Origin of the sequence: Croceitalea dokdonensis DOKDO 023, from assembly GCF_001306415.1 — a bacterium.
Taxonomy (GTDB): domain Bacteria; phylum Bacteroidota; class Bacteroidia; order Flavobacteriales; family Flavobacteriaceae; genus Croceitalea; species Croceitalea dokdonensis.
This window is the reverse complement of sequence record NZ_LDJX01000005.1, coordinates 161,605-185,835: the sequence shown is the minus strand read 5'-3', so window position 1 is coordinate 185,835 and position 24,231 is coordinate 161,605. Positions and strand designations below refer to the sequence as shown.

The window sequence follows — 24,231 nt, the reverse complement described above, 5'->3', positions numbered from 1 at the left end:
TATTTGGTGATAACATTTTAACGTACAATTCTTTTTCCGCTTTGCGGAACTAAAACATATATGATTATGGCAAAAATTACAGCCGCTGAGGTAAATAAATTAAGAAAAGTAACAGGTGCTGGAATGATGGACTGCAAAAAAGCATTGGTAGAGGCCGATGGAGATTTTGACAAAGCCATTGAAATTCTCCGTAAAAAGGGACAAAAAGTAGCAGCAAAAAGAGCAGACCGCGATTCTTCGGAAGGTGCGGCAATAGCAAAGGTAAGTGCGGACAATGCTAAAGGTGTTGTCATATCCCTAAACTGCGAAACTGATTTTGTTGCTAAAAACGAATCTTTTGTAACCCTAGCAAACGAGTTGGCAGATTTGGCCCTTGGCTATGACAGTAAGGATGCCTTTATGGATGCCCCGTTCAATGGAATGACGGTTGCCGAAAAACTTACAGAGCAAACTGGTGTCATTGGTGAAAAAATTGAAATTGGAAGTTTTGAAACCCTTAGTGCTCCTTTTGTAGGTTCTTACATCCATGCCGGAAACAAAATCGCAACCTTGGTAGGACTATCCGCTGCTGTTGAAGGTGCTGCAGCCGCTGCCAAAGATGTGGCCATGCAAGCTGCCGCCATGAACCCAGTAGCCTTGAACGAAGACGGTGTAGATCAATCCATCATTGACAAGGAAATTGAAATAGCCAAAGATCAACTGCGCCAAGAAGGGAAGCCCGAGGCCATGCTGGACAATATTGCCAAAGGCAAATTAAACCGTTTCTTCAAAGACAATACGTTGGTGAACCAAGCTTTCATAAAAGACAGTAAGCAAAGCGTCTCTGAGTACGTGAAGTCCGTGGATGCAGGTCTGGAAGTTACAGGTTTTTCCAGGGTGGCTCTTGGATAGCACCCTTTAACGACATAAGCTTAAAAAGTCCCACGTTACCGGTGGGACTTTTTGTTTCTCATCACCCCGCCACCATAACAGCCCAAACATATTTTTGATTATTTTTGCTCGCGGTAATGGTTTCCGCAAAGAGGAATGGCACCAAGCAGATCCATTTAGATGGATTTCAGCGTAAGAATGTCATCCTTTTACACCTCGGTAATCGAGCAAAACAACAACAATGCAATACAAAAGAATCCTTTTAAAACTTAGTGGCGAGGCCTTAATGGGCGATCAACAATACGGTATTGACGCCCACCGGCTCAAGGAATATGCAGAAGATATTAAAGCTGTTGTAGCGACAGGGGTGCAGGTGGCCATTGTTATTGGGGGTGGTAATATTTTCAGGGGGTTAAAAGGTGCGAGTGAAGGCATGGACCGCGTACAGGGGGATCATATGGGCATGTTGGCCACGGTGATCAATAGCTTGGCGCTGCAGAGTGCCTTGGAAATTGCTGGTGTACAGACACGTGTACAAACAGCCATTAAAATAAACGAGGTTGCAGAGCCTTTTATTCGTAGACGCGCACTAAGACATCTTGAAAAAGGCAGGGTGGTCATCTTTGGGGGCGGAACGGGAAATCCCTATTTTACAACGGATTCCGCCGCAGTTTTAAGGGCAATTGAAATTAAGGCAGATGTTATTTTAAAGGGAACACGGGTAGATGGTATTTATACAGCTGACCCGGAAAAAGACAAAACGGCCACCAAGTTCCATAATTTGTCTTTTGACGATGTACTCTCCAAAGGCCTTAAGGTAATGGATACCACGGCATTTACCTTAAGTCAGGAAAATGAGCTCCCCATTGTAGTCTTTGACATGAACACCAGGGGAAATCTGATGAAGTTGATATCTGGGGAGCAAATAGGAACGGTGGTAGAAAATTAATTACGGTATAATCATTGGTACAATTCAATTAAATTGGAATACACATGAACGAAGAAATCACTTTTGTTTTAGATACTACTAAAGAGGGAATGGATGGTGCCATGAGCCATCTGGAAAAGGCTTTTATTAAAATACGTGCAGGGAAGGCCAGCCCTGCCATGCTCTCTACGGTTATGGTAGAATACTATGGTTCACAAACGCCATTAACGCAGGTGGCCAACATCAATACTCCAGATGCAAGAACCATTTCCGTTCAGCCATGGGAAAAGAATATGCTTCAAGAAATTGAAAAAGCGATCATGAATTCCAATCTTGGCTTTAATCCCATGAACAACGGGGATTTGGTCATCATCAATGTACCACCACTTACCGAGGAAAGAAGGAGGGATTTGGTAAAACAGGCCAAAGCCGAGGCAGAAGATGCTAAAGTGAGTATTAGAAGTGCCCGGCAAGAGGCCAACAAAGAACTTAAAAAGTTAGATATTTCTGAAGATGCACTAGCCAACGCAGAGGTTGATGTGCAAGAGCTTACCGATACCTATATCAAAAAGGTAGACGCGATTTTCCAAGTGAAAGAAACGGAAATCATGAAGGTTTAAATGCATTGAAATCCATACCGGCTTTTCTTAATTTAAATTCTAAAAAAGTGGGTATTTCTATGTATAGCAATCTGTGTTTGATGCTTAGGGATTCATACCTGTGTTTCCAACAATCGCGAAAGTATCTTAGGTAGGATATGTAGTCCTCAAAGCTCATAGTGTCATCAAATAGCACCAGAAGAAGCTTTTTACTGTTCTTAGATTTAATTGAACTCCGTAAACTTTGATGACCATCGCCCCCGTTATAGGAACTATCTGTGCTGGTGATCCTAAACAAACTAACTTGTAACTGCTTTATGTTTTGTTTTACCAACGCAGTGTCAAGACCAAATAAGCCTTGTTTTAATTGTTGCAGTTTTTCGTAGTCCGATAGTCCATTAGCTTGCGGTTGAATTAAAAAACCCTCCACAAACAGTTCTACGGTAACTTTGCCTGAATGAATCGTTTCTTCTGCAAAATCATTTTTAGAGGTGCCCATAAGTTGAATTACCTCGTAAAATGTAGTCTTGTCATTACCCACTCTGGCATATAACATCTTAAACGGAAACCTAGCTAATTCATTGACAATTTTTTCAACTGTGGTTAGGCTCACTTTTTTATCAGCCTCAAGAAAAATTTTTGCCTTAAAAAGAAATTGCGGGTTATCCAAAAATTTTTGATAGAGACAATGAAATATACCGCCCCAATGAAAGACTTTTTTTTCGTTAAATAGAACGTCTCCATCACGATTTGCCCTTATGATGATATCTTTTGCCGGTACTGCATTAAGTTGGATACTTTTAGGGCCTATTTTAGGAAACACCATGATGTTTTGGTTGCTAGTTACTTAAAAATTATTTAAACAATACCCGCTGTACATTTATAACGATTTTGAGGGCTTAGATGAATTACCTTTATAAAGGAAGCTATCAATAAGAAACCTTAGCGTTTCGGGGCATTTAAAACATCTTCTAAACTTTTACCGATTATTGCTTAAAGATGTATCCTGTTATCCGCGTCTTTTAACTGTACACTAAAAAAATTCCAACTTAGTATCACAGCTAATTTGCTTAGGAGCAGCGGGAATGCGTAAAATTTGAATACCGTTTTAAAGCTGCACCTTCGCCTCTTTTTTGTATTATAAGCATCATTTATATACCATCTTAATCTTCTACCTTTGCAACAAACTGACAAAAAATGCTAAAAGGGGTTTTCCATGGTTTTTGGGATGGGGTGGCTAGACTAATTCTTCGGAACAGAATCATCATCCTGTTAATCATCTCCGCGGTAACCGTTTTCCTTGGATTTCAATGGGAAAACATGCGCTTTTCCAACACAGAGGCCAACGTACTTCCGGACGATCATCCAGAAACCGTACAATATCAAAAATTTGTATCCCTTTTTGGTGAGGAGGACAATGCCATAGTCATCGCCATAAGCGACCCAGCCCTTTTCACCCCAAAAATCCTGAATCGCTGGAACAAACTCAGTAAGCAATTTCAAGCCACGCCAGAAATTGATTTTGTGGTCTCCATGGAAAATCTCCAAGAGCTATACAAGGATGAGGAAAAGCAGGAGTTTGCAATGCGTCCTGTTATACTAGGGCAGCTCAGCTCTGACGAGGAAACCAAGGCATTAAAAAAACAGCTCTTTGAAAAAATGCCTTTTTACGAGAACCTCCTCTTTAACCCAAAAAGCCAAACGGTGAGAAGCGTCCTTTATTTGGATAAGGACATCCTAAATACCTCCGTTAGGAATGAATTTGTGTTGAATGACCTAAAAACATTAATCACTAATTTTGAAAAAGAGACTCAAATAGATGTTAAGGTATCAGGGATGCCATACATAAAAACCCTGAACTCCAAAATAATTATTGACGAGGTAGGCACCTTTATACTGGCGGCACTCATTGTTACCTCCCTTATCTTCTTTTTCTTTTTTAGAAGTATCAGGGCTACCTTGATATCTATGTGCGTAGTGATCATTGGGGTCATGTGGGCCTTGGGTGTTTTGGGCCTATTGGAATATGAAATCACCATCTTAACCGCACTGATACCACCCCTTATCATTGTAATTGGGATTCCCAATTGTATTTTTTTAATCAACAAATATCAAAATGAGGTCAAAAAACACGGGAACCAAGCCTTATCCCTACAACGGGTAATCTCAAAAGTTGGCAATGCCACTTTAATGACCAATTGTACCACGGCATTGGGGTTTGCCACATTTATTGCATTGGATAGTGATTTACTGCGCGAGTTTGGTATCGTGGCCTCCATCAACATTCTTTGTATTTTCCTATTATCCCTTTTGATCATACCCATTGTTTACAGCTTTATGTCCATCCCTAAGGACAAGCATTTAAAGCATTTAAGAAAAAAATGGATAGACCGTTTTGTTAGTTGGATGGAACATGTGGTCCGCAACCACAGAATTGCCGTCTATATGACCACCGTTGTTATTTTGGTAACCAGTGTTATTGGTATTTATCAAATTCAGATTACCGGAAGCAGGATAGAGGACTTGCCCAAAAACACCCAATTTTTTAAAGATATACGTTTCTTCGAAAAAGAATTTGATGGTATCATGCCCGTTGAGGTGGTAGTAAACACCAAAAAGAAAAACGGGGTGCTCAAGCCTGCAACCTTAAGGCGCATGGATGAACTTGCCCAAATTATAGATGAAACCCCGGAACTCTCCAAACCCGTATCCATTGTTAACTTGGTCAAGTACTCTAAACAAGCCTTCTACAATGGGAATCCCAAGTATTACCAACTGCCCACATCACAAGAGAACAATTTCATTATGGATGTGGCAAGAAAATCTTCGGGAAACAGTAACCTTTTGGAAAGCTTTGCGGACAGTACCGGCCAAACGGCTCGCATGACCACCTTTATGCGGGATGTTAAAACCCCAAGAATGGAAGAGATAGAAGAAGATCTTTTGGCCTCCATCAATAAAATATTCCCCAAAGAACGGTATGAGGTCTATATGACGGGTAAGGCGCTTCTTTTCTTAAAAGGGACAAAATATCTAACCAAAAACCTCCTATTATCATTGGCTTTTGCCATAGGGCTTATTGCCCTTTTTATGGCCTACCTCTTTCGATCTTTCCGGATGATTCTCATATCGCTGGTTCCCAACCTTTTACCATTGGTCATTACAGCCGGGCTGATGGGATTTTTAGGGGTACCTATAAAACCTTCAACAATTTTGGTTTTCAGCATCGCATTTGGCATTTCCGTGGATGATACCATACATTTTTTGGCAAAGTACCGCCAAGAGTTGACCGCCAATAAATGGCAAATAAAAAAATCTGTCTACAACGCCCTAAGGGAAACCGGGGTGAGTATGTTCTATACCTCCATAGTCCTTTTCTTTGGCTTCTCCGTTTTTATCATTTCCAGCTTTGGAGGAACCAAAGCGCTTGGCGGCCTGGTTTCGGCCACCTTACTTTTTGCCATGCTCTCCAATTTAATTCTACTACCATCACTCTTACTGTCCTTAGAACGGAGCATTGCCAATAAAACGGTCCTTAAAAAACCACAGATTGATATTTTGCCGGACAACGAGGAGAAACCAAATGGCAAATAGGTAAGCTACATAGTGGTACGGTTCCAATTGGTCCAAAGATTGCGCCATATTGGTTCTGAAATCATGTAACACCAATTTCTTTAAACAATACCAGATTGCAGCGCAGGGTTGTTTGGTTTTACATGAAATTTATCCCCCCAAAAAGTTATCTTTACACCCTAAATTTGAAGATAGCCCATGGGAAAGATTTCGGTTAAAACCTTGTTACAAACCACCCCTAACAACCAAGAAGTACATGTAAATGGATGGGTCAAAACCTTTAGGAGCAATAGGTTTATCGCCCTAAATGATGGTTCTACCCTACATAACATCCAGTGTGTCATCGATTTTGAGCAGTTTGATGAGGCTCTAATTAAATCCATATCTACAGGTGCCGCAATTAAGGTTACCGGGATTTTGGTAGAAAGCCAAGGAAGGGGGCAATCTGTTGAAATCCAAGTAAGTGCTATATATATTCATGGGGAGGCAGATGCGGAAACATATCCAATTCAACCTAAAAAACACTCTTTTGAGTTTTTACGGGAAAAGGCACATCTACGGGTAAGGACCAATACCTTTTCTGCGGTGATGAGATTACGCTCGGCACTTTCTTATGCCGTACATACCTATTTTCAAAACAATGGGTTCTATTATTTCCACGCCCCCATTATCACAGGCTCCGATGCCGAGGGAGCGGGAGAAATGTTTAGGGTAACTACCCTTGATGCAAAACAACCGCCGTTGACTGCGGACGGCCAAGTAGATTACAAGGAAGATTTCTTTGGCAAGGAGACCAACCTAACCGTATCTGGACAGCTAGAGGCAGAGTCTTACGCCATGGGCTTGGGAAAAGTGTACACCTTTGGCCCTACATTCCGTGCGGAAAACTCCAACACATCTAGGCATTTAGCGGAATTTTGGATGATTGAACCCGAGATGGCTTTTTATGATTTGAATGACAATATGGACCTTGCGGAGGACTTTATCCAATGGGTACTAAAATACGTGCTAGAGCATTGTGGGGATGATTTGGCGTTCTTGGAAAAACGATTGCTAGACGAAGAAAAAGGAAAACCAATTGCCCAACGAAGCGAAATGGCACTGATAGAGAAACTTAGGTTTGTTGTGGATAACAAGTTTAAGAGAGTATCCTACACGGAGGCCATAGAAATCCTTAAAAACAGTAAGCCCAACAAGAAGAAAAAATTCAACTATATCATTGAAGAATGGGGTGCGGACCTACAAAGTGAACACGAGCGATTTTTGGTGGAGAAACACTTTAAATGTCCCGTGATACTCTTTGATTATCCTGCGGACATCAAGGCGTTTTATATGCGATTAAATGAGGATGGTAAAACCGTAAGGGCCATGGACGTGCTATTTCCCGGTATTGGTGAAATTGTGGGTGGTTCGCAACGGGAAGAACGTTTGGATGTACTAAAGCAAAAAATGGCAGAACTACAGATTGATGAAGAGGAACTTTGGTGGTATTTGGACTTAAGGAAATTTGGCACGGCCGTACATAGTGGTTTTGGCCTTGGATTTGAAAGATTAGTGCAATTTACCACAGGTATGGGCAACATTAGGGACGTTATTCCCTTTCCCAGGACTCCTCAAAACGCATCGTTTTAATTTGATTTCTTAACTTTAAGGAAAGACAACAGCACCATGCTAAAACAAAACCTTCAATTTAAGCTTTCACAAAAACTATCTCCCCAACAGATACAGTTGATGAAGCTCATACAATTGCCAACCCTGGCTTTTGAACAAAAATTGAAGCAAGAATTAGAGGAAAACCCTGCATTGGAGAGTGGCAAAGAGGAAAATGAGATCAATGAAGACCCTTACGAGGACACCTATGATGATTTGGACGACAGCGAGACCATTACCGCGGAAGACATCAATATTGATGATTATCTAAGTGACGACGAAATTCCAGACTATAGAACCCATGCCAATAATTACAGCGCAGATGAGGATGAAAAGAGCGTGCCCTATGCAGCGGGTATTTCTTTTAACCAGTATTTGGTCAACCAACTCAATACGGTCTATTTAAGTGATGAGGAGTGGTCCATTGCGGAATTTTTGGTGGGCAGTATAGATGAAAGCGGCTATATCCGGAGGCCAATAGCCGATATCATGGATGATCTTGCATTTACCCAAAACATTTATACGGATGAGGAAAGCATCCTTAAAGTATTAAAAACGGTACAGTCCTTGGATCCACCGGGCGTAGGTGCCAGAAGCCTGGACGAATGTCTGATACTGCAGTTAACCAGAAAGGAACCTACACCCCCTATTGAACTGGCCACCACAATTCTTAAGCGTTCTTTTGACCAGTTTACCAAAAAACACTACCAAAAGCTCATCGCCAAACACAATATCACGGAAGAAGAACTCAAAGCTGCCATTGCGGAAATAGAGAGGCTGAACCCCAAACCTGGCGGTTCTTATTCTGGCAACACCAAAATGATCGAGCATGTGATTCCTGATTTTTCCATTCGCATTGTAGATGGGGATTTAGAGCTAACCTTAAACGGTAGGAACGCTCCAGAGCTGCATGTATCCAAAAACTACAATGAGATGCTAAAAGGGTACAAGGACACCAAAAAGAAATCCAAGGCCCAAAAAGATACGGTACTGTTCATCAAGCAGAAATTGGATGCCGCCAAGTGGTTCATAGATGCCATCAAGCAGCGCCAACAGACGTTGTTCGTGACCATGAGTACCATCATGGAATATCAGAAGGAATACTTTTTAACCGGTGACGAGCGCAAACTGCGGCCCATGATATTAAAAGATATTGCAGACAAAATACAAATGGACGTTTCTACCGTTTCCCGTGTGGCCAATAGCAAATATGTAGATACACCCTATGGCACTAAGCTCATCAAATCCCTATTTTCAGAATCTATGAAAAATGAGCAGGGTGAAGACGTGTCCACTACGGAGATCAAGAAGATTTTGGAGACCGTTATTGGTGAGGAAACCAAGAAAAAACCATTGACGGATGATAAACTGGCCAAAATATTAAAAGACAAAGGATATCCAATAGCCCGGCGGACGGTGGCAAAATATAGGGAATTATTGGGCATTCCGGTAGCTCGCCTCAGAAAAGAAATTTAATGGACAAGGTCTTTACTTCCGTCTCCTATATTTTTCATCCACTTTTTATTCCAATAGCAGGTACTGTCTCCTATTTCCTTGTAACACCAAAATATACCTCCTTATCTGTGCAGGGAGGCAATATACTACCCATCTTTATCCTAACCGTGATCATTCCGATATTGGCATTTTTTATCCTTAGAAATTTGGGACTTATCAGCTCTATTTTTGCGCCAACCTTAAAGGAGCGAAAATATCCACTTTACATTAGCCTTGTACTTTTCTTTCTCATTTTATATAAGGTGATTCCCCAGCATTACGTTCATGAACTCTATTATTTCTTTATTGGACTAGTCGTTTCCACCTCCACGGCACTACTACTGTTATTTTTTAAAATGCGTATAAGCCTGCATCTTTTAGGCATGGGAAACCTATTAATGTTCTTAATTGCGTTGAGCATCCACTTTGAGGTCAACATTACTTTTGCCATTGCTATCTTTACCCTGACCACCGGCTTGGTAGCCACTTCTAGACTGTATATGCATGCACACTCCAAACCCGAGGTTTTGGTAGGCTTAATGGTTGGCATTATTTCACAACTGGTATTGTTGCAGTATTGGTTATAGAATATAGAAAACCACCCCAACCCGCAAAGGGCGAAGTGCTATGGGCTCTGTATTTAAGGTAACCCCGTCTTCCAAAAGGGGATTTAAGGCATAAAAAAGCTGTATGTTCCAGGTATTGTAACCAAAACTAAGAGTGAGCCCATGTTGCCAATTACGCACATCTGTGTTAGAAAAACTGCTAGAACCAGAATCACTTACAGTTTTTGACCTTCTAGAGAATACATACGAAGATTTTACTCCGCCATATATCCTCCAAAACTTATAATCTTCGCTGTTGGAGGTGCGCCACCGTATTTCCAATGGAAACTCAACAGCATGGGTTTCTAACTTTGTTCGGTTTATATTCTCGGTAGGTAACGTTAACCTATAGCCAATATCACCATTTATCTCCTCCGCAACCATATTGGTATAATAAGAATTTACGTCATAACCAAAACCCACACCTAGACCAAAGTTTCTTTGTGCGTTTAAAGGAAGGTCTTTGACGAACCCAAAACGCAAATTATAAGATAAGTTTCGTAGGACCACATTGGCTGGTAAGTCCGTAATAAAATTATAGGCCAGGCCTGCATAGAACTGATCCTCCAGGTAGGTGTTGTCCAACCCTTTAACAGCTCTACTATCCACCATGTTCTGGGCCTTTACCTGTAGTAGAAAAAATATACAAACGGGAATAATGAGGCGTCTCAAAAACATGAATGCAAGGTAACTTAAGTTAAAATATTTTACCTAGATTTTAGCTTAAAATCTGGTATGCCATAGGTTAGTTTATCCAACGGACCTCTCTAAGGGTTACTCATGGTTCTTCTACCTCATGAGTAACATAGTGTATTTTATAGACCTGCACGTTTTTCAATTGCTCCTTTAGGTCAGCTACCATTCCCATAGGTACCGCCTCATCTATCTTTAGAGAAACAACCGCCACCCTTTGGAGATACTCGGGCATTTTACCCAGTTCCGAGAGGACAAAATTCCCTACATCCTTTACCGCCATTAATTTCCCGTTTAATTGAACCCTTGCTTGCTTGCCCCATTTGGACCTGAATTGCTGTTTAGGCTGCCCCACAATAAGTTCTATCACCCTATCCGGTGGAGCCAGTGCTTCTGCATCCTGCGCATAAGGCAAGGCGTAGTCTACCAGATAATCCGTGTTTTTTACAACGGTAACCGTCATAAAAAAGAACAATAAAATAAAAACGATATCTGGTAAGGATGCAGTAGAAACTTGGGGAATCTTTTCTCTATTCATTGTTTTTCTGAAACTCATAAGAGCATGTTTTAGTTAACGTTGGTTTCTGATATTAGTTTTGGGAACAAAGTGCGCAAATGCTCTATTTTTGACTTTAGCAGGGCTTTTTCCTCCATATGGGTAGCCGTACTTTCATATAGGTGAATCAAATCCACATAACTGGCATTATAGCGTGATAGCCCTTCCCGGTTACGCAGTACATTGTACGCAGCTGCCAACTCATTCTGTACCGCAATAAAAAGGCCATACTTTGTAGCGCGGGTGGTTGAAATGGAAATGACAGCTTTCTGCGGATGATCTGAAGAAGCCCCATCCCTAGCACCTTGACAATACTCGCATTTTCCCTTTCCGCCTACTAGACCACCATTGTCCAAAAAAGCTATGGCAATTTCCCGTAAATCCTTAATCGGAACTAAGCTATCCTCTACCAAAACCTCGTTGCTCGCGTTGAGGCTTACCCTTAAAACATTGCGTTCCAGAACGGTTGCCGTATTATTGTCTTTTGGGAGTTTTACAGATAGCCCAACATCGGATTCAATGGTGGTGGTCACCAAAAAAAAGATAAGTAGTAAAAAGGCTATATCTGCCATGGAACCGGCATTTACCTCAGGCATTTGTTTTCTTGTTGCCATATCTTCAAGGTTTAAAAGGTAGTATCTACCTTGTTTATACCTTGAATTACCTAAAAATTAATCTACTTATCCACCTGCAATGAGGGAACTTCGCCTATGGGTGAGCGATTGGACCTCCTTGTATACCCTAAATCATAAAAAAAGCCCCACGAAAGTGGGGCTTGTAACTTCTTGTCAATTCTATAACTATCCTTATTGGATGTTATTGAAGGCATCACCTTCAAAGGTAGTGTAGTTTACCTTTAAGGCATTTACCTTACGTAACTCCTGCTTTATATCGGAGATAAGACCCATATTGGCCTCTTTGTCTACCTTTAAAGCTGTAGTCAATACATTTTGCAATTCCTGTGGCTTTTTGGCCCGCTCTGCAAGAATATAAGAGCCTACTTCGTTAACGTTGGCAAATTTATCGTTAAGTTGTATTCTTGTCTCCGTTCCATAAACGCTCTGGTACTCTTTGGTTGGCTTTCCGGCAAAGATGTAAATAATCCTATCCTTCTTTTCCAACTTTTTAGTTTCAGAGGCATTTGGCAAGGTATTTTCTACCATGATGGAGCTATCCTTCATTGTGGTTACAGTCATAAAGAAAAACAGTAACATAAACACAATATCAGGCAAGGACGCTGTTGATACAGCTGGTAAATCACCATCTTTCTTTTTAGCAAACTTCGCCATACTTTTAAATTTTAGTTTGTTGAGGTTTCTGCTTCAGATAGTTTCTGCGGAAACAAATCTTGAATCTTTTTTACCTTATCCTTTAATTCTTCCCGGACCGCGCTAGGGGTTTCTGGATTAAGGTATTCCGCTTCCATATCCACAAAGTCACGATTAAACAGCCTTTGTGCCTCCCTGTTCCTTAAGTCATTATATGCACCTACCAATTCATTCTGTACAGTGATGTAGGTAGCATATTTGGTCTCCCTATCATTTTTTAACGAAATAATGGCTTTATTAGGATTATCCGAGGAATTTGGATCTCTTTTCCCCTTACAATAGGAACAGTACTCTGGTCCTTGGGGTGCTCCACCATTATCAAGAAACTCAGTGGCAGCCGCTCTTAAATCCTTGATGTTCATAATTTTCTCCTCTACCAAAAGCTGACCGTTCTTATTGATATTTACGGTAAAGATATTTTTCTGCTTAATGACCGGAGGGTCTTCCGTTGGTGGTTCTATTGGAGGCAACATACGATCCAAGCCAGCATCTGTTTCAATGGTAGTGGTTACCAAGAAAAAGATAAGTAACAAGAATGCAATGTCTGCCATGGAACCGGCGTTCACCTCTGGTGCTCCTTTTCTTCTAGGCATAATTTTATTTTTTATTTACCGATTAATCTCTTTACGCCAGGCAATACCATTAAAAGCACGGCAACCCCGGTCATCATAAAGAACACATTGAGCATCATCCCTATGGTTTTAACTGTACTTTCCGTTGGTTGTATGTCTTTTCCACTGAAAGTGTCTACCACAGCTTTTGCCTCATCTCCACTAGAAAGGGCGTAACCTACGATAAATAAAACAGCTAACCCACCTAAGGCAAAAAGTGCTTTTTTAAGTCCGCCCGGTGAAGTCATCATCTTTTTAAGACCAAAAAACAAGGCAAATGCAGAAGCGGCAATCAACAATATCCATGTTAATATGAACATTAAATCAATAGCACCACTGTTAATGGCCTCCGGGTCATCACCGGATGGCATGAAAAAGAAACTTAACGCAGCCCCTATAACACCAATGACGATGAGAACAATTTTTAATATTTTATGCATGATTCGATAGTTTTAAGGTTATCAATTACTTCTTATGGGCAGCCAACATATCAATCAAAGAGATTGATGAGTCTTCCATATCGTTTACGATACCATCGATTTTAGCAATAATATAGTTGTAAAAAATTTGAAGGATAATAGCCGTAATCAACCCAAATACCGTTGTTAACAGGGCTACCTGAATATCACCAGCAATAAGTGAAGCACTTAAGTTACCAACTGCAGCAATTTTCTGGAAAGCCTGAATCATACCAATTACGGTACCCATGAACCCAAGCATGGGTGCAATGGCAATGAATAAAGACAACCAAGAAACGTTTTTCTCCAACTGACCCATTTGAACACCTCCGTAGGACACCACAGCTTTTTCTGCAGATTCCAGGCCTTCACCTACCCTATCCAAACCTTGATAGAATATAGAGGCAACAGGGCCTTTGGTGTTTCTACAAACTTCTTTTGCAGCTTCAACACCGCCAGATGCCAATGCGTCCTCTACTTGCTGCTTTAATTTTGAAGAATTGGTACTTGCCAAATTTAAATAGATGATACGCTCAATGGCAACGGCAAGCCCCAATATCAAACATAACAATACGATACCCATAAATGCAGGACCACCTTGGATAAATTGCTCTTTCAATACTTGGGTAAAAGCTTTGCTCGTCTCAGCACCCTCTTCTTGTAGTAATGCAGCAGAAGCTGTACCAGTACCTAAAATAAACATTCCGGCAGTAGCCAGAGAAACGGATATTTTTTTCATCGTGTTCAAACTTAAAATTAGTTAGTTAATAATGTTAAAGATATAAAAATTTCGCAATTAAAAAATTAAAAAAACTGGCAGAGAGGAAGGGATTCGAACCCTCGATACACTTTTGGTGTATACACACTTTCCAGGCGTGCGCCTTCGACCACTCGGCCACCTCTCTATGGTTTAAATAATTAGGTTGCCCAATTAACAAAAAAATTATTGGTTTCTAAAATTTAGGGCGTTAATTTAATGCATTTCCCCTCTTAAGGAGGTCTCAAACACCGTTTTAAAAAGATGATTGGAAACCTGATTACCAAGCAGATACATTGCCTTGGTAATTGCTGCCTCTACGGTAATGTCCTTACCGTCAATTACTTGTATATTTAATAGTTTTTCACTGGTTTCATAGTGCCCCATGGCCACGCTACCGCCCAAACATTGGGTTACATTCACCACATGAATCCCTTTTTTAATGGCTTGATCCAAGCCTTTTATAAACCAATCCGCAACCGGTGCGTTTCCAGCACCATAGGTTTCCAGAATCAAAACCTTTAGGTTATGGGTTCCCAATACGGCCGTCAATACCTGTTTTTGGATACCGGGAAACAGTCTTAAAACTGCCACGTTCGCATCCATGTTTTTGTGTACCTTAAACTTTTTTTTAGACGTCCTTATCTTCCAAAAATAAGTCTCCTGAAATTTTAGGTGTACCCCGGATTCTGCCAAGGGTGGATAATTTGGGGAATCAAAGGCCTCAAAATGCTCAGCATTTTTCTTGGTGGTCCTATTGCCTCGATAAAGCTTATATTCAAAATACAAACAAACTTCCTGCACCAAGGGCATCCCGTTTTTTTGTAAGGATGCAATCTGTATGGAGGTAATCAGGTTTTCTTTGGCATCCGTCCTTAAGTCCCCTATGGGCAGTTGCGATCCGGTAAAAATTACCGGCTTGCCTAAATTCTCTAACATAAAACTTAGGGCTGATGCGGAGTAGCTCATGGTATCACTTCCATGGAGGACCACAAAACCATCAAACCGGCTGTAATTATCCTCAATAATGGTGACGATTTCCACCCAGTACTGTGGACTCATATTAGAGGAATCGATAGGCTTTTCAAAAGAAATGCTGCTCACCTCACAGTCCAATTGTTCCAACTCTGGGATGTGCCGCAAAAGCTCTTCAAAATTAAAGGGTTTAAGATATCCGGTTCCATAATCTTTTACCATGCCTATGGTCCCACCCGTATAAATCAACAAAATAGCTGGTCTAGCGCTCATACCTTATTTATATTCCAAATACCTTTTTGGAGTTGTCCGTGGTGATCTGTGCTACGGTTTCTGCATCTTTTTGATAAATGGTGGCAAGCTTATAAAGCACCTCCACAATGTAGGCACTTTCATTGCGCTTACCCCGGTAAGGTACTGGAGCCAAATAAGGGGCATCTGTTTCCAATACAATATGTTCCAGCGGTATATTCCCCAGAAATTGATCAATTTTACCATTCTTAAATGTGGCAACTCCTCCTATGCCCAACTTCATACCGTATCCTATGGCAGTGTTTGCCTGTTCTTCCGTACCCGTAAAACAATGGAAAATTCCGTGAAGATCAGCACCTTTTTCCTCTTCTAAAACTTCAAAAATTTGGTCAAAGGCTTCCCTGCAATGGATAACAATGGGAAGTTGGTGCTTTTTAGCTAGGCGAATCTGCTGCAGAAATGCATCTTGCTGCATACCTAAGGTGGTGGTATCCCAGTACAAATCGATGCCTATTTCACCCACTGCGACAAACTGATGCTGGCTCAGCTGTTCTGCCACATGCGCCAACTCTTCTTTATATTGTTCCTTGACATGGGTTGGATGCAACCCCATCATTAAAAACACTTCCTCTGGGAAAGCTTTTTTAAGGTCATGCATGGATTGAGTGTAGGTAGAATCTATGGCGGGCACAAAAAAACGCCTTACCCCAAGGTCCATTGCCCTAAGGATGGCCGCCTGCCTATCTTTATCAAACTCCTCACTGTACAAATGGGTGTGGGTATCCGTTATCAACATGCGTCAAAAATAGGTTTATCTTCGTTGATATAAAACAGGGGCGTCCAATGAAACCAACATTTTCCTAAAAAACTACCATAGTCTATCGTATGAAGAAATTAAAATCGTTTTTACGGTCTAAAAACTACTGCCGGATTCCCCTGAGATTAAAAACCACCAACCATTTTGAGCTTACGGCAACCCTTAACGGCACCCCAGGGCGGTTTATTTTGGATACTGGGGCTTCCAACACCTGTGTAGGCCTAGAAGCGGTGGAACAATTTAAGCTACAGACCCAACAATCTCCGATCAAAGCTGCGGGGGCCGGAGCTACTGACATGAAAACCTTGCTTTCAAAAAAAAATCGCTTGGAAATTGGGGAATGGTTCCATCCGAAACAAAAAATTGTGTTGTTTGATCTGGGGCATGTCAACCAAGCCTTATTGGCCCATCACAGTGCTACCGTTGACGGTATCATTGGTGCCGATATACTTAAAAAAGGAAAAGCCATCATTGATTACAAAAAGAGGGCATTGTACCTGCGCTTGCCCAAAAACCAGCCCTAAATCGACACCAGCTGTACATTCAACGATTAATTATTGCATGCTATTTTGATTTTTGTTCTTTTACCGTCCCAAATCTAAATTATGAATTCCCTAAAGAACAGGATACTTAGCCTAATCATTTTGGTGCTTGTTTCTAGTTGCCAAACAGATGAATCCTTTGTAGAAGTCCCAGATAACGCAGAATCCACAGCAAATTTGCAAAGCACCCTAAGGGCAAAGCTCTTGGAACTCTACGGGTCTTTGGATGCCCTTATACTCCCTAACAGTGAAGAATATACCGCCATTCCAAACGACCCTGAAAATGAAATTACCCAAGCAAAGGTTACCCTTGGCAAGCTATTGTTCCACGAAACAGAATTGGGTATCGCCCCAAAATCCGACACGGGAAGGAGAACATATTCCTGTGCAAGCTGCCACCATGCCAAAGCAGGATTTCAAAGCGGTATAAAGCAAGGAATTGGTGAAGGCGGATGGGGCTTTGGCCTCTCTGGAGAACGGCGCATTCCGCATCCCTTATACGATACAGACTCCATAGATGTGCAACCCATACGGACACCAACGATATTGAATGTGGCCTACCAGGATGTTATGCTCTGGAACGGACAGTTTGGTAGCTCTGGGGAAAATAGCGGTACAGAGGCACAATGGACCCCTGGAACCCCAAAAGAAAAAAACAAGCTTGGATTCCAAGGTGTTGAAACGCAGGCCATAGCTGGCTTAGGGGTACACAGGCTCAGTGTTAGTCCAGATTTAATAGAGAATGGTCCCTACAAAAATCTTTTTGACGAAGCATTCCCAAATATAGCCCAAGAAAATAGGTACTCCCTTATAAATGCAGGTTTGGCCATTGCCACCTTTGAACGCACGGTACTTGCCAATGAAGCCCCATTTCAAAAATTTTTAAAGGGCGATACAAACGCTATGACCGATACAGAACTTAAAGGTGCACGGCTATTTTTTGGGAAAGGGCAGTGTTACCAATGCCATTCCGGTCCTGGCTTAAACGGTATGGATTTTCATGCCTTGGGTATGAATGATCTTTCTGGCGATATCATCGGTAATGTTGATGAGGCAACGGCCAAAGGAAGGGGCGGGTTTACCAAAAATCCCGAAGACGATTATAAATTTAAGACCCCTACCCTTTACAATTTAAAAGATGTTGCCTTTTTGGGCCATGGTGGAAGTTTTGAATCCGTTAAGGAAATTATCGATTACAAAAACGAGGCTATCCCGGAGAACAACCAAGTTTCTACCAATCAATTAGACCCGCTTTTTGTTCCTTTAAACCTTACCGAGGATGAAGTAGCGTCATTGACCGTTTTTGTTGAACATTCCCTTTATGACGGCAACCTAGATCGATATGTACCGGACAGCACACCCATGGGGACCACTTGCTTTCCTAATGCGGATATTAGGTCCTTGGAAGATTTGGACTGTAATTAAACACTGATGTTAAAAACACAAAAAGGGCCAATACACATATTGGCCCTTTTTGTTTGGTGAGATATTACCTTATAACTCCAAGGCCTTTTTTACGTTGCCCTCCATCAACAATTCCTCTGGGTTTTCCAAAGCTTCCTTTACGGCTACCAAAAAACCAACGGATTCTTTCCCATCAATGATCCTATGATCATAAGAAAGAGCTACATACATGATTGGGGCAATGGCAATGGCGCCATCCTTAGCTATAGGGCGCTCCACAATATTATGCATGCCCAGAATGGCACTCTGCGGTGGGTTTATAATTGGGGTGGACAACATGGAGCCAAAAACACCACCATTGGTAATGGTAAAGGTACCGCCCGTCATTTCATCAACGGTAATCTCTCCCTCCCGTGCCCTAATGGCCAGTCTTTTTACCTCTGCCTCCACACCCCTAAAGGTTAGGTTTTCTGCATTTCTGATCACCGGCACCATAAGTCCTTTAGGGCCAGATACGGCAATGCTGATATCACAAAAATCGTAGGATATCATTTCTTTTCCATCTATCATGGAATTCACCGCTGGGTACAGTTCCAACGCGCGCACCACGGCCTTGGTAAAGAAGGACATAAATCCAAGACTTACCCCATGCTTTTCCTTAAATGATTCTTTGTACTGTTTGCGCAGTTCAAAAATGGGAGACATATCCACCTCGTTGAACGTGGTGAGCATTGCTGTTTCATTTTTGGCAGACACCAAACGCTCCGCTACCTTTCTGCGCAACATGGACAATTTGGAACGGGATTCACCCCTACTGCCGCCCGTAGGTGTTCCCATGGAAGGAACTGCCTTGATGGCATCTTCTTTGGTTATGCGTCCATCACGGCCCGTACCGGAAACCGCAGAGGCCGCAACCCCTTTTTCATCCAGAATTTTCTTGGCGGCCGGAGATGGCGTTCCGGAAGCATACGTTGTAGTCCCTCCCGATTTTTCCGAAGGCGAAGCATCCTTGTTGGCAGGCTCTAACTCGGCAGCCTCAGGTTTTGCTGGTTCTTTTGGTTTGTCCGCAGAAGCACCGTCAGGTTTCTTGGCACTGGTATCAATCAAACAAACCACATCACCAACGGCAACAGCGTCACCTTCTTCTGCTTTAAGGGTTATGATACCACTTTGTTCCGCAGGTAGTTCTAAGGTGGCCTTATCGGAATCAACCTCAGCAATGGCCTGGTCTTTCTCTACATAATCACCATCCTGGACCAACCACTCGGCAATCTCTACTTCGGTTATGGATTCACCCGGCGACGGGACTTTCATTTCTAGAATCATTCTGTTTCTATTTGATATTATAAAACTACTTTGTTGTGCTGTTCTTTACAAAACTTTCTTTTACGGGCAAATGCTCTGTTTCAAGTTTTCCATTGACCAAAATTTGACTAAAATACAATTTTGCACCAGTGGATTTTTCCATCTTAGGATGGTTTTGTAAACTTAAGTGTAAATGTGGCTCCGTACTATTGCCAGAATTGCCGCACTCCCCTATTTTTTGCCCTTGCTTTACCTTTTGGCCTTTGGAAACGGTCACGGAGGCCTCTTTTAGGTGGGCAAACAACAAGTACTCGTTAGCAGCGGTTTCCAAGACCACGGTATTTCCAGTTACCTGATTGGGGTTTAATTCCCCAGGAATATTATCATAAACACCATCGATGGCCATAACAACCGTTGCATCGCAGGGAGCAATAATGTCTTTGCCAAAGGCAAAATAACTTTCATTTTTGGTTGGGTCCCCCTTGTAGGACTTCCCGTATTTTACCATTAATAAATCATACGCGTATTTTTGGGTCACTTCTGCCACATGGTAATTTTCTTTAACTGTTGTACCTCCCCAAAACACAAACCACTCTTCTTTAAAAGGTAAAATGATTTTTGTGGTATTCCGCTCTAATTGGGGTGCCGTATTTTGGGATGCGGGCGGCATGATGTACAGTCCATTGATTTGGTTGGCGTCGTCCAATGAAAGCAGTACTTGGGTGGCTGCTTTTTCAAATTTGGAGCTGTAAACATGTGCTCCGTTTTGACGTTTGTTATAATTCATGGACAATAGCTGCCCCATGGGTCGCTTGAGCTGCTGCTCAAAGAACATCTGGCACTGGTCTTTGGGCATGGCCTTTTGCATGGCATCGTCAAAACGATCAAATATTTTATGGTAATCCCCGGCATTGTAGTCCTGCATGAAGGCCTTGGCCACCTTGGCATAATTTGGATCTTCTTGACCAAACATCACACCCACAAAGAACAACAAGATTGGAACTTTATTTCTCATTTAGGATTTGCTAGGCCTTACAAAATTATCTTTGAATTTATCAAAAACATACTCGATAACCTCTTGGTGCCTGCGTTGCGAACGCACGGCACTTCCCGCAGCGGGTGCCCCGTAAAAACGACGGGACGCTACCCTAAAATTCTTGGCCTCATCAAAATGCATCAATAAATGACCCCAAGCCCCCATGTTTCTTGGCTCCTCTTGTGCCCAAACCACTTCATCAACCTTATCATATTTCTTCAAGATATTTCTCATCTGGGTCAACGGAAGCGGAAATAACTGCTCTAATCTCACTAAGGCCACATCATCCCTACCCAGCTCTTCTTGTTTGGCAAGCAGGTCATAATAAAATTTGCCCATACAAAAGACCAAGGTCTTTACTTTTCCTGGCACGGCATTTTGATCATCCATCAATTCCTGAAAAGCACCATTGGCCATTTCTTCTTTGGTGGAAACCACTTTTGGATGGCGCAATAAACTCTTTGGGGTGAATACCACCAAAGGCTTCCTAAATTCCGCCTTCATCTGCCTTCTCAACAAGTGAAAGAGATTTGCTGGGGTAGTTACATTTGCCATGTACATGTTGTCCTTGGCACATAATTGTAAATACCGCTCCATGCGGGCCGAGGAGTGTTCTGCTCCCTGTCCCTCGTAACCGTGCGGCAACAAAAGGACCAAACCGTTCTGGAGTTTCCATTTATCCTCTGCGGAAGACAGGTATTGGTCAATTACAATTTGGGCTCCGTTACTAAAATCACCAAATTGCGCCTCCCATATGGTTAGCGTTTTTGGACTTGCCATGGCGTAGCCATAATCAAACGCCATAACAGCATATTCTGAAAGCAACGAATTGTAGATATGGAATTTTCCGTTTTGATCGTTACCCAATTCATTTAACAGCACCACTTCTTTTTCATGGTTTTCTGTTTTCACCACAGCATGTCTATGGGAAAACGTTCCCCGCTCCACATCTTGTCCTGTCATACGAACATCAAAACCTTCTTGCAATAAACTGCCATAGGCCAATAATTCTCCCATTGCCCAATCTAACTGATTGTCCTCAAAATACATTTTACCGCGGGCCGCGATCAAACGTTCAATCTTTCTAAGGAATTTTTGGTCCTTGGGAAGCACCGTAATTTTTTTGGCCAAAACATCTAGCTTCTTAAGGTCATACGATGTGTCAATGGGCTTTAACATCGCATTTTCCGTTTTAAGCTTAAAGCCTTCCCATTCGTCCTGCATGAAGGGGGTTATCCTTGTTTTCTCTATTTTTCTGGAATCAATGAGGTCTTCTTCCAAACTCTTCTTATAATCCAGCTCCAATTTTTTGACATACTCGCGTTCTATGATGCCCTCCGCAATTAATTTTTCCGCGTAAATGTCCCTTGGGTTAGGGTGCTTGGAAATAGATTTGTACAGCAAGGGCTGGGTAAACTTTGGCTCATCCCCTTCATTATGACCGTACTTCCGATACCCCAATAAATCTAAAAACACATCCCTTTTGTACCGCATGCGATATTCCAACGCAAAGGTTGCTGCATGGACTACGGCCTCCGCATCATCAGCGTTTACGTGCAGAACCGGGGACAAGGTCACTTTCCCCACATCCGTGCAGTAGGTAGATGAGCGGGCATCCAGATAATTGGTGGTAAAACCAATTTGATTGTTTACCACGATGTGAATGGTACCGCCCGTGCGGTAACCGTCCAAACGGGCCATTTGAATAATTTCATAGACCACGCCCTGTCCTGCAAAGGCAGCATCACCGTGTACCAAAATAGGTAGGACTTCTGAGCTATTCTCTTCATGGTCCTTATCTTGCTTAGCCCTGGCTATTCCTTCTACAATGCCGTTTACGGTCTCTAAATGTGATGGGTTTGGAGCAATGTTCATGTTTACCATTTTCCCTGAGTCCGTCTCGCGCATGGAGGTCCAGCCCAAGTGGTATTTTACATCACCGTCAAAAATGGTTTCCTCATAATCCTTACCATCAAACTCACTAAAAATATCTTTGGGTGATTTTCCAAAAATGTTGGTGAGCACAGATAAGCGCCCCCTATGGGCCATACCCATCACAAACTGTTTTACCCCAGCATCCGCTGCCTTTTCTATAATTACGTCCAAAGCCGGAATCAAGGATTCCCCACCCTCCAAAGAGAAGCGTTTTTGCCCTACATATTTAGTGTGCAAGAAACTTTCAAAGGATACTGCCTCATTTAGTTTTCTAAGGATGTTTTTCTTTTCCTCTGGGGAAAAATTGGGATGGTTATCATTAACGTTTAACCAATTCTGAATCCATTGGATACGTTCCGGGGTCCTTATATACATGTATTCCACCCCAATGGCATCGCAATAAATACTCTCTAAATGCGTAATGATCTGCCTTAGGGTACTGGAACCTATGCCCAATATGCTACCCGCATCAAAAACGGTATCCAAATCTGCCTCCGATAGTCCAAAATTCTCAATGGCGAGGGTAGGCTCATATTGTCTTCTTTCCCTCACGGGATTTGTTTTGGTGAAGAGATGTCCCCGTGACCGGTAGCCATCAATAAGCCGTACTACTTGAAACTCCTTCTGCAAGGATTCTGGCATCTTCACCATCTGTCCATTGACAGAAGCGCTTACCTTTTCGTTACTGGCCTCAATGTCCAAATCGTCCAGCGAACTTTCCAATCCAAAATCAAAACCTTGAAAGAATGCGCGCCAACTGGGCTCAACACTATCAGGACTCTTTGTATATTTTTCGTACATTTCACCAAAGAAAGCGGTGTGTGCGGCGTTTAAAAACGAGTATTTATCCATTGTATTTCTTTACCAAAAGAAGTGACAAAATTTCATCAAAAATACAACAAATCAGAAACACCACATGAGCACCTTTGGGAAAACCAACAAACTTTTAACATGAGCGGACAAGCTAAAATCTTAATTACCCTAACCATAGGTTTTTTTTCGTTAACCAGTTTTAAAGCAAAGGCACAACAGCTTGCAAAAAGTGCCTTTTGGGAAAATGTGAGGTATGGAGGAGGCCTGGGCCTTGGGTTCACCAATGGTGGTTTTAACCTGGCATTGGCACCCAGTGCCATTTATCAAGTAAGCCCTGAGCTGGCCAGCGGCGTTGGGCTTAACCTTAACTACACCAAATTCAATGAAAGTAAGTTTTTGGCGTATGGCGCCAGTTTTATGAATTTTTACAATCCCATTCCCAGCATACAGCTTAGTGCGGAACTGGAGCAATGGCGGGTAAATGCGAGCCAAAACTTTGCCGGAAGCACGCTGGAGGATAATTATTGGTCTACGGCACTGTTCCTTGGTATTGGTTTTACGACCAGAAATGTCACCATGGGCTTACGGTACGATGTTCTTTTTGACGAAAATCGTAGTATTTACATTGACCCACTTATGCCATTTTTTAGGGTCTATTTTTAAACTAAGCGTATCGTTTTTTATACCATAGCTTCTGATACGTTCTTTGTAATATAAGAAAACCCACCTGCTTTGCCGCTGTAACTATATCCGGACCATCTACCGCCTTAAGGTCCATTTCACGAACATCAATGACATACAGAAGGTTAAGATAGGTATCAAAATCTTCCATGAGCAATTGGTATATTTTTTCAACTACCACCTCATGTACATGGGATAACGACTCTTTCTCTTTAAAGGCCAACGGTACATTGGCCAGTAGAAATTCTTTTTGCAATTGTCCCCTAAATTCATCTTCCCAATTTCTTAGGGACACATCTTTAAGCACGGCTGCGCTATCCTTAAATATCGGTTCTTCCTGCCCATTCAT

The 24,231-nt window shown here is 42.0% G+C and carries 24 protein-coding genes and 1 tRNA gene; 10 read left to right on the top strand and 15 right to left on the bottom strand.

Going from position 1 to position 24,231, the window contains the following annotated elements; translation table 11 throughout:
- The first annotated feature begins 66 nt into the window (after nt 1-66).
- From tsf to frr, 3 genes are all read left to right on the top strand, one after another.
- Entirely contained in the window at nt 67-891 is an 825-nt protein-coding gene (gene tsf, locus I595_RS11730) for a translation elongation factor Ts (protein WP_054559802.1), read from the top strand.
- A gap of 220 nt (nt 892-1,111) precedes the next feature.
- Nucleotides 1,112-1,819, top strand: coding sequence for a UMP kinase (gene pyrH, locus I595_RS11725; RefSeq protein WP_054559624.1), 708 nt, complete (start codon nt 1,112-1,114; stop codon nt 1,817-1,819).
- Between the two features lie 44 nt (nt 1,820-1,863).
- A complete protein-coding gene (frr, locus tag I595_RS11720; protein ID WP_054559623.1) occupies nt 1,864-2,418 on the top strand; it encodes a ribosome recycling factor in 555 nt (184 codons plus the stop codon).
- On the opposite strand, the gene I595_RS11715 is transcribed toward frr, so the two are convergent.
- The gene (locus tag I595_RS11715) at nt 2,405-3,223 is read right to left on the bottom strand and encodes a hypothetical protein (protein ID WP_054559622.1); all 819 of its coding nucleotides are present in this window, start codon (nt 3,221-3,223) and stop codon (nt 2,405-2,407) included. The genes frr and I595_RS11715 overlap by 14 nt on opposite strands.
- A 371-nt stretch (nt 3,224-3,594) precedes the next feature.
- Between I595_RS11715 and I595_RS11710 the strand changes: the two genes are divergently transcribed.
- From I595_RS11710 to I595_RS11695, 4 genes are all read left to right on the top strand, one after another.
- Entirely contained in the window at nt 3,595-5,991 is a 2,397-nt protein-coding gene (locus I595_RS11710; RefSeq protein WP_054559621.1) for an efflux RND transporter permease subunit, read from the top strand.
- Between the two features lie 177 nt (nt 5,992-6,168).
- Complete coding sequence (gene asnS, locus I595_RS11705) at nt 6,169-7,602, top strand: asparagine--tRNA ligase (RefSeq protein WP_054559620.1); 1,434 nt, start codon at nt 6,169-6,171, stop codon at nt 7,600-7,602.
- A gap of 36 nt (nt 7,603-7,638) precedes the next feature.
- Entirely contained in the window at nt 7,639-9,096 is a 1,458-nt protein-coding gene (gene rpoN / locus I595_RS11700) for an RNA polymerase factor sigma-54 (RefSeq protein ID WP_054559619.1), read from the top strand.
- Nucleotides 9,096-9,701 (top strand): hypothetical protein, encoded by a 606-nt coding sequence (locus I595_RS11695; protein WP_054559618.1) that lies wholly within the window; start codon nt 9,096-9,098, stop codon nt 9,699-9,701. The genes rpoN and I595_RS11695 overlap by 1 nt, the downstream gene beginning before the upstream one ends.
- Here I595_RS11695 and I595_RS11690 read toward each other — a convergent pair.
- From I595_RS11690 to I595_RS11645, 10 genes are all read right to left on the bottom strand, one after another.
- Nucleotides 9,696-10,331: a porin family protein gene (locus I595_RS11690; RefSeq protein WP_245628280.1), complete on the bottom strand. Its 636-nt coding sequence runs from the start codon at nt 10,329-10,331 to the stop codon at nt 9,696-9,698. The genes I595_RS11695 and I595_RS11690 overlap by 6 nt on opposite strands.
- A gap of 166 nt (nt 10,332-10,497) precedes the next feature.
- Complete coding sequence (locus tag I595_RS11685) at nt 10,498-10,968, bottom strand: ExbD/TolR family protein (protein WP_083467590.1); 471 nt, start codon at nt 10,966-10,968, stop codon at nt 10,498-10,500.
- An 11-nt stretch (nt 10,969-10,979) separates the two neighbouring features.
- Nucleotides 10,980-11,582 carry an ExbD/TolR family protein gene (locus I595_RS11680; protein WP_054559615.1) on the bottom strand — a complete coding sequence of 201 codons (603 nt, stop codon included), beginning with the start codon at nt 11,580-11,582 and terminating at the stop codon, nt 10,980-10,982.
- Between the two features lie 192 nt (nt 11,583-11,774).
- A complete protein-coding gene (locus tag I595_RS11675; RefSeq protein WP_054559614.1) occupies nt 11,775-12,257 on the bottom strand; it encodes an ExbD/TolR family protein in 483 nt (160 codons plus the stop codon).
- A gap of 11 nt (nt 12,258-12,268) precedes the next feature.
- Nucleotides 12,269-12,889 (bottom strand): ExbD/TolR family protein, encoded by a 621-nt coding sequence (locus I595_RS11670; protein ID WP_054559613.1) that lies wholly within the window; start codon nt 12,887-12,889, stop codon nt 12,269-12,271.
- 11 nt (nt 12,890-12,900) lie between these two features.
- The gene (locus I595_RS11665) at nt 12,901-13,347 is read right to left on the bottom strand and encodes a hypothetical protein (RefSeq protein ID WP_054559612.1); all 447 of its coding nucleotides are present in this window, start codon (nt 13,345-13,347) and stop codon (nt 12,901-12,903) included.
- Between the two features lie 25 nt (nt 13,348-13,372).
- Nucleotides 13,373-14,104: a MotA/TolQ/ExbB proton channel family protein gene (locus I595_RS11660; protein ID WP_054559611.1), complete on the bottom strand. Its 732-nt coding sequence runs from the start codon at nt 14,102-14,104 to the stop codon at nt 13,373-13,375.
- Between the two features lie 75 nt (nt 14,105-14,179).
- A tRNA-Ser gene (locus tag I595_RS11655) sits at nt 14,180-14,270 on the bottom strand.
- Between the two features lie 68 nt (nt 14,271-14,338).
- On the bottom strand, nt 14,339-15,370 hold the full coding sequence (locus tag I595_RS11650; RefSeq protein WP_054559610.1) for an asparaginase: 1,032 nt from the start codon (nt 15,368-15,370) through the stop codon (nt 14,339-14,341).
- A gap of 7 nt (nt 15,371-15,377) precedes the next feature.
- The gene (locus I595_RS11645; protein ID WP_054559609.1) at nt 15,378-16,145 is read right to left on the bottom strand and encodes a TatD family hydrolase; all 768 of its coding nucleotides are present in this window, start codon (nt 16,143-16,145) and stop codon (nt 15,378-15,380) included.
- Nucleotides 16,146-16,234: 89 nt separating this feature from the next.
- Here I595_RS11645 and I595_RS11640 point away from each other — a divergent pair, with 89 nt between their 5' ends.
- Entirely contained in the window at nt 16,235-16,690 is a 456-nt protein-coding gene (locus I595_RS11640; protein ID WP_054559608.1) for a retropepsin-like aspartic protease family protein, read from the top strand.
- An 81-nt stretch (nt 16,691-16,771) separates the two neighbouring features.
- Complete coding sequence (locus tag I595_RS11635) at nt 16,772-18,133, top strand: cytochrome-c peroxidase (protein WP_054559607.1); 1,362 nt, start codon at nt 16,772-16,774, stop codon at nt 18,131-18,133.
- A 69-nt stretch (nt 18,134-18,202) separates the two neighbouring features.
- Here the strand turns inward: I595_RS11635 and odhB are convergent, their stop codons facing one another.
- From odhB to I595_RS11620, 3 genes are read right to left on the bottom strand one after another with little or no spacing between them, the layout of a single operon-like run.
- Nucleotides 18,203-19,438 (bottom strand): 2-oxoglutarate dehydrogenase complex dihydrolipoyllysine-residue succinyltransferase, encoded by a 1,236-nt coding sequence (odhB, locus tag I595_RS11630; protein WP_054559606.1) that lies wholly within the window; start codon nt 19,436-19,438, stop codon nt 18,203-18,205.
- A 25-nt stretch (nt 19,439-19,463) separates the two neighbouring features.
- Nucleotides 19,464-20,432 carry a peptidoglycan DD-metalloendopeptidase family protein gene (locus I595_RS11625; RefSeq protein WP_054559605.1) on the bottom strand — a complete coding sequence of 323 codons (969 nt, stop codon included), beginning with the start codon at nt 20,430-20,432 and terminating at the stop codon, nt 19,464-19,466.
- Nucleotides 20,433-23,240, bottom strand: coding sequence for a 2-oxoglutarate dehydrogenase E1 component (locus I595_RS11620; protein WP_054559604.1), 2,808 nt, complete (start codon nt 23,238-23,240; stop codon nt 20,433-20,435).
- A 21-nt stretch (nt 23,241-23,261) separates the two neighbouring features.
- Here I595_RS11620 and I595_RS11615 point away from each other — a divergent pair, with 21 nt between their 5' ends.
- Complete coding sequence (locus I595_RS11615; RefSeq protein ID WP_245628279.1) at nt 23,262-23,864, top strand: alpha-ketoglutarate decarboxylase; 603 nt, start codon at nt 23,262-23,264, stop codon at nt 23,862-23,864.
- Between the two features lies 1 nt (nt 23,865).
- Here I595_RS11615 and I595_RS11610 read toward each other — a convergent pair whose 3' ends face one another.
- Nucleotides 23,866-24,231: a hypothetical protein gene (locus tag I595_RS11610; protein WP_054559603.1), complete on the bottom strand. Its 366-nt coding sequence runs from the start codon at nt 24,229-24,231 to the stop codon at nt 23,866-23,868.

Coding starts and splice junctions, on each gene's coding strand:
- pyrH (WP_054559624.1), top strand. CDS start 1,112: ATGCAATACAAAAGAATCCTTTTAAAACTTAGTGGCGAGGCCTTAATG.
- I595_RS11645 (WP_054559609.1), bottom strand. CDS start 16,145: ATGTTGATAACGGATACCCACACCCATTTGTACAGTGAGGAGTTTGAT.
- tsf (WP_054559802.1), top strand. CDS start 67: ATGGCAAAAATTACAGCCGCTGAGGTAAATAAATTAAGAAAAGTAACA.
- I595_RS11690 (WP_245628280.1), bottom strand. CDS start 10,331: ATGGTGGATAGTAGAGCTGTTAAAGGGTTGGACAACACCTACCTGGAG.
- I595_RS11640 (WP_054559608.1), top strand. CDS start 16,235: ATGAAGAAATTAAAATCGTTTTTACGGTCTAAAAACTACTGCCGGATT.
- I595_RS11685 (WP_083467590.1), bottom strand. CDS start 10,968: ATGAGTTTCAGAAAAACAATGAATAGAGAAAAGATTCCCCAAGTTTCT.
- asnS (WP_054559620.1), top strand. CDS start 6,169: ATGGGAAAGATTTCGGTTAAAACCTTGTTACAAACCACCCCTAACAAC.
- I595_RS11680 (WP_054559615.1), bottom strand. CDS start 11,582: ATGGCAACAAGAAAACAAATGCCTGAGGTAAATGCCGGTTCCATGGCA.
- I595_RS11620 (WP_054559604.1), bottom strand. CDS start 23,240: ATGGATAAATACTCGTTTTTAAACGCCGCACACACCGCTTTCTTTGGT.
- I595_RS11665 (WP_054559612.1), bottom strand. CDS start 13,347: ATGCATAAAATATTAAAAATTGTTCTCATCGTCATTGGTGTTATAGGG.
- rpoN (WP_054559619.1), top strand. CDS start 7,639: ATGCTAAAACAAAACCTTCAATTTAAGCTTTCACAAAAACTATCTCCC.
- I595_RS11625 (WP_054559605.1), bottom strand. CDS start 20,432: ATGAGAAATAAAGTTCCAATCTTGTTGTTCTTTGTGGGTGTGATGTTT.
- I595_RS11695 (WP_054559618.1), top strand. CDS start 9,096: ATGGACAAGGTCTTTACTTCCGTCTCCTATATTTTTCATCCACTTTTT.
- I595_RS11610 (WP_054559603.1), bottom strand. CDS start 24,231: ATGAATGGGCAGGAAGAACCGATATTTAAGGATAGCGCAGCCGTGCTT.
- I595_RS11670 (WP_054559613.1), bottom strand. CDS start 12,889: ATGCCTAGAAGAAAAGGAGCACCAGAGGTGAACGCCGGTTCCATGGCA.
- I595_RS11715 (WP_054559622.1), bottom strand. CDS start 3,223: ATGGTGTTTCCTAAAATAGGCCCTAAAAGTATCCAACTTAATGCAGTA.
- frr (WP_054559623.1), top strand. CDS start 1,864: ATGAACGAAGAAATCACTTTTGTTTTAGATACTACTAAAGAGGGAATG.
- I595_RS11650 (WP_054559610.1), bottom strand. CDS start 15,370: ATGAGCGCTAGACCAGCTATTTTGTTGATTTATACGGGTGGGACCATA.
- I595_RS11635 (WP_054559607.1), top strand. CDS start 16,772: ATGAATTCCCTAAAGAACAGGATACTTAGCCTAATCATTTTGGTGCTT.
- I595_RS11710 (WP_054559621.1), top strand. CDS start 3,595: ATGCTAAAAGGGGTTTTCCATGGTTTTTGGGATGGGGTGGCTAGACTA.
- I595_RS11675 (WP_054559614.1), bottom strand. CDS start 12,257: ATGGCGAAGTTTGCTAAAAAGAAAGATGGTGATTTACCAGCTGTATCA.
- I595_RS11660 (WP_054559611.1), bottom strand. CDS start 14,104: ATGAAAAAAATATCCGTTTCTCTGGCTACTGCCGGAATGTTTATTTTA.
- odhB (WP_054559606.1), bottom strand. CDS start 19,438: ATGATTCTAGAAATGAAAGTCCCGTCGCCGGGTGAATCCATAACCGAA.